This window comes from Alloalcanivorax sp., from assembly GCF_964221125.1.
GTDB lineage: Bacteria > Pseudomonadota > Gammaproteobacteria > Pseudomonadales > Alcanivoracaceae > Alloalcanivorax > Alloalcanivorax venustensis.
The window spans coordinates 1-4,972 of sequence record NZ_CAXPXK010000102.1 but is presented as its reverse complement, the minus strand read 5'-3'; the positions used below and the strand labels follow the sequence as shown (position 1 = coordinate 4,972).

Sequence of the window (4,972 nt, the reverse complement as noted above, 5' to 3'; positions counted from 1 at the left end):
TGGCGGAGAATCCCCTGCAGGGCCTGGTTGGCTTCGTCGGACAGGGGGCGCGGCGCGGGCCTGGGGGCTTCTTCGCCGTCGGTGACCGGGCGGCCCTCGGCGGTGACCGCCGCCGCTGTCGGCCGCTCGGCGGCCGGCGTGCTGGCCGGCCGAGCCTGGGCCGGTGCCTCGGCCCCGGCCGGAGCCGCGCCTGTCCCACCCTCGGCGCGACCGGCGGCCGGCGTTTCATGGGGCCGGGACAAGCGCATCTGCGGTTCCTGGGCCAGCCGCGCGCCACTCATCTCGCCGCGGTACCAGCTTTGCAGATGGGATTCATAGAACAGCCCGCTCTGGCCGACACTGGCCTGCAGACGGTTAGCCAGGGTCGGGGCCTGGGTGTCGGCGGCGGTCATCAAGGGCGCCGCGGGCCGTACCGCCGAAGGCGGCGCCGGGTAGCGGGCGAGAATATCGGCGATGGTGCGGGCGGCGGCGCTGAAATGGGTTTGCGTGGAGCCGGGCGCGGCGTCCGCCGGCGGCGCCAGGGTTTGTGGCGCGCGGGTACGCTGGTGAGTCGTCGGCAGATCCGGCAAGGGCGCGGTGCGCGGGTCGAGACGGGAGTCGCTGCGCACCGCCGGCGGCGCTTCGGCGGGGCTGAGCGGACGCACCGGCTCGGGGGTCTGCCGGGCCACGGGCACGTCGACCCGTTTGCCCAGCACTTGATGCAGCAGAGTATCCAGGATCGGCGTGATGCCGCTCACGGCGTGTCTTCGTCCAGGTGGAAGGCGGAGTCCATGGAGGTGGCTTCCTGGGGGCCGTAGGAACGGCGCAGATCCCGTTTACGCTTGGACGTGCCGATCAGACTTGCCAGCTCCTCCCGGCGCGCCACCAGACAGCGGCGTATTTCCAGGTCGCGGTCAAGTATCCGCTCCAGCAATTGCGCTTTGCGGGCCCGCTGCGAGGGGTCGAGCGCGGTATCCTGCTCCCGGCTGGAGAGCTGCTCCACGTCCACCAGGTAATGCGCCTCTTCGTCCACCAGGGCGTCCCAGTCGTGACGTCGCACACAGTCCAGCATACGCCCGGAGCGTGCCAGCAGGGCCTCATAGGCCAGCAGTACCTGTTCCGCCGACAGCGCCCGGCGCCGGGATTCGATTTCGGTCATTCAGCCCCCTGATGCGCGGCGGGTTTGATCTGCTTCCAGGTTTCACCCAGGTCCGCCAGCAAGCGGCCGGCTTCGTCCAGGCTGGCCGGGTCGTTGCGCAGATTGGCGTTAAGCAGCAAACGGGCGATGTAGTCGTACAACGAGGCCATGCGGTCGGCGAGCTCGCCGCCCTTTTCCCGGTCCAGCGCCGCCAGCAAACCGTTATTGACGATATCCAGCGCTTTCGAAATGGCCTTGCCCTTCTCCGCCACCTGGCCGTCGCGCATGTGCAGCGCGGCCGCGCGGATGGCGGTGCCGGCGCCGTCGAACAGCATGCTGATCAATTGGTGGGGGCTGGCCGACATTACCCCGCTTTCCACCCCTACCCGGGCGTAGGCCCCCGCGCCCCGGGCGTACCCGGCGGCGCCACGCGTCATTGTCATGAGTCGTACCCTCTGCTGGTTACCTTTCCTGGCTTACTGGTTCAATTGCGCGTTCAGCGAATCGAACTGCTGAGTCAGGTAGCTGCTGGTGGAGTTCATTTCCGCGATCATCGAATCCAGCTTGCTGAACTGCTCGCGGTACCGGGCGATGGTGCTTTCAATACGCTCCTCGGTGCGCAGGTAGCGCTCACCGAGGCCCTCGATGCGGTCTTCCAGACCGCTGGTGGCGTTTTCCAGGGTGCCGCTGTCACCGAGCATCTTGCCCAGGGTGACATCAAGCTGGGCGGCCAGACCCTCTGATTCACCGGCGCCGGAGAAGAAATCCGCCAGCGCCCCGAGGTTGTCCGCCACCACGGCGTCCAGTTTTTCATCGTCCACTTCCAGGGTGCCGTCGATGGTGAGGTCCACGCCGATATCGGCGAGCGCACCGAACTCTCCGCTGGACACCACGCCACCCATAACGCCGCGGATACGGGATTCAATGCCGCGCAGGGTGGTGTCACCGAGCAGTTGGCCGCTGGTGCCGGTTTCCTGGTCGTAACGGGTAAGGCTGTCCATGGTCTTCTGGAGGCTGTTGTAGCTCTCCACGAAGCTGGTCACCGCCTTCTTGATGCCGGCGGTATCACGGGTCACCGACAACGTGGAAGTGCCCTCTTCCTTGAGGTTGAGCGTAATACCCTGCACCGCGCCTTCCACACGATTGCTCTGGCTCTCGATATCGATGCCGTTCACGCTCAGGGACGCATTGATGGCGGTGACTTCGGTGCCAGCGTCCACGGCAAGGGTGGTGCCGAGACCCCCGGTGCCGAAGTCGACACTGGCGATCGCCGCGTCGGTGCCGGTGTCGGCGGCGGACAGCACCAGCCGGTGGGGCTGGCCGCTGCCGTCGTTGACCAGCGAGGCCTGAACACCCTTGCCCGCTTCGTTGATGGCGTCGCGGATGCCTTCCAGGGAGCTTTGCTCCTCGCCCACGTCAACACTGAAGCTGTCGCCGTTACCGAGTGTGAAACTGATCGCGCCGGCGCCCAGCGGCTCGGTTTTGTCGGTGACGCCCTGGGTGGCGATGCTGTAGGCGCGGGCCTTGTTGTTGACCACGATATCGTGGGTTCCGGGTAACGCGTCCTCGCCGACCACGGCGTTCAGGGCGTCGCCGGACACGCTGCTCTTCACCGCGTCGAACTGCTGGCTGTCGCCCAGCTTGGCGGCCGCCTCGCGGAAGTCCGCAAGCTTGCTCTCCAGCGTGCCGTAGGCGGAGATTTTCGCCTGATAGCTTTTCTGTTGCTGGGTGATCGGCGCCAGCTGCTGACGCTCCGCCGATTCCATCTGATCGAGCAGACCGTTGAGGTCGAGCCCGGAACCGATACCCAAAGAAGAAATAGAAGCCATGGTCTTTCCTTGCAAAGTACCTTCGTATTGTGCGCCGCCCCGGCGCCGCCGCAGCGGTGAATAAGGGCGACCATTTACCGCTATTTCATGCTATCGGCGGTAACCGTCACGACTTTAGCGCGCCGCCACTAGCCGGGCGCGGGCAACGACGACACCGGCTCGCCGAGCCGCTCCAGCGCGCCGCCTTCGAGCAACTGCTGAGGGTCGGCGCCGGGAAAGGCGCTGCCCCGGGAGATCTGCACCTGCACCGGCATGCCCTGGTCGTCCAGCCGCCGTACCCAGGCCAGCAACCCGCCCTGATAACGCACCAGGCTGCCCACCGGCCAGCGCCCAAAATGCGCTCGATAGCGCTCCACCCAGCGACGATCGAACTGATGGGGCGCGCCGTGCAGATGATCGTGAATCGCTTCCGCGGACCAGGGGCGCCGGCCCGGGCGCACCCGCGCCATCACGTCGGACACATCCACCACCGAGGCGAGCCGCGCCAGTTCCGGCAACTCGTCGGCGCCGCGTCCATGGGGATAGCCGTGGCCGTCCAGCCGCTCGTTGACGTCGCGCACCACCGCCTCCACCACCGACGCGGCCAGCCAGCGGCAGCTTTCCAAACGCTGGGTGATCAGTGCCACATGACCCTGCAGCCAGCGGTACTGGCTGGCGTTGAGAAACTGCATCTCAAGAAGATCCCGGGGCAACAGCGCCTTACCCAGGTCGTGCACCAGCCCGGCGGCGGCCAGTGCCTTGCACAGCTCATTGGGCATTTTTTCACTTCTGGCGAAATCCAGCAGATGGGCCGACACCCCCAGCGAATGCCGCACCAGCAGCGTTTCCTTATCCAGGCACTGCACCGCGAACAACAGCGCCTCACGGTCCTCGTCCTGCAGCGCCAGCAGACGGTCCGCATGCCGTGACAACTGCACCGCGTCCACCATGCCGCCCTGACGCAACGCCAGAATCTGGTTGTCCAGGTAGGCGGCGGTGGGCGCCAGCCGGCGGGTCATGGCGGTGGCGTAGTCGTGCGTCTGGCGGCGGCTCACGGTGCCGTGCTCTTCGTTTTTGCTGCCCTGGAACAACTGCGAGGGCGCCAGCGGCGTGCGCGCCGTGCCCGCCATCCGCGCCGCCTCGCGCTCGATCTCGCGGACCATGAACCACAAGCGCCGGTCGTCCTCGGCGCTGCGCTCGGCGAACAGAAATCCCACTTTGACCAGGCCCCGCTGCGCGTCCGCCTTCTGGTGGCGCGGGCTGCCACGCACCAGGAACCGGGTGCCGTTGGGAAAAAACAGCTCCAGCTCGAACACCGCCGCGTTGGACATCAGCGCGGTCATGGCGCTGGCCGACAACTCCACCAGACACCCCTGCAACGACAGGTCGCGCAGATCGCCCTGGGCGGACAGGCCACTGTCCCGGTCACGCAGCACCACGCCCACCTCCATACCCAGCCGCAGCTCGGCGCGGAAGGTGTCGCGGCGCTGAAGAATCTCCATCTCCGGCGGGTAATCGCAGCGGCATAGCATCCTGTCGTCGCGCTCGAAGCACATATCCGCGCTTAATAAAGGCGTGCGCAGTACGCCGCCGCGGGCCAGCCCCATCAGCCGGAATCCGGCGCCGCGCCGCAGATCCGCGGCGATATGCCGGATCGCGCTGATATCCAGCAGCAAGCTCTCCCCCGGGTTCGCCTCGAACACCACCACCGGCATCGGCTCACCACCGGTCTTGTCCAACGCCAGCGACGCCGCCCCGGGCTGGGTCAGATGTTCCAGCAAATCCTGTATTTCCGGGGGATGCTCCACCCGACTGAACGCATCATCCTGCGACGTCATACCGATAGCCCTCGCCTTCGCCTCACTAACAGCCTTCCTTATCGGCAAGCACCAGCCCGGCTTTAACCGCAAAACTTTTTGTCGCCAACCCTAAAGCGAAACGCGAATCCGCCGAAAGACGGTGTAACGGCCAGCGCCGTTGCTCTCAAACCAAACGGTGAATCACAAAAGGACATTTGCTATGTCAGTTATCAACACCAACATCACGG

The 4,972-nt window shown here is 66.3% G+C and carries 4 protein-coding genes and 1 pseudogene; all 5 read right to left on the bottom strand.

What is annotated here, in order from left to right; all coding sequences use genetic code 11:
• A pseudogene (locus tag ACEQZD_RS12995) lies at positions 1 to 737 on the bottom strand (flagellar hook-length control protein FliK); the annotation flags it as partial.
• Positions 734 to 1,138 carry a flagellar protein FliT gene (fliT, locus tag ACEQZD_RS12990; RefSeq protein ID WP_335629117.1) on the bottom strand — a complete coding sequence of 135 codons (405 nt, stop codon included), beginning with the start codon at positions 1,136 to 1,138 and terminating at the stop codon, positions 734 to 736. The gene fliT and the pseudogene ACEQZD_RS12995, both read right to left, overlap by 4 nt.
• Positions 1,135 to 1,560 (bottom strand): flagellar export chaperone FliS, encoded by a 426-nt coding sequence (fliS, locus tag ACEQZD_RS12985; RefSeq protein WP_335629116.1) that lies wholly within the window; start codon positions 1,558 to 1,560, stop codon positions 1,135 to 1,137. Before fliS ends, fliT begins: the two co-directional genes overlap by 4 nt.
• Before the next feature lie 33 nt (positions 1,561 to 1,593).
• Positions 1,594 to 2,946 carry a flagellar filament capping protein FliD gene (gene fliD, locus ACEQZD_RS12980; protein WP_335629115.1) on the bottom strand — a complete coding sequence of 451 codons (1,353 nt, stop codon included), beginning with the start codon at positions 2,944 to 2,946 and terminating at the stop codon, positions 1,594 to 1,596.
• 128 nt (positions 2,947 to 3,074) lie between these two features.
• A complete protein-coding gene (locus ACEQZD_RS12975; protein ID WP_370185998.1) occupies positions 3,075 to 4,763 on the bottom strand; it encodes an HD domain-containing phosphohydrolase in 1,689 nt (562 codons plus the stop codon).
• Between the last annotated feature and the right edge of the window lie 209 nt (positions 4,764 to 4,972).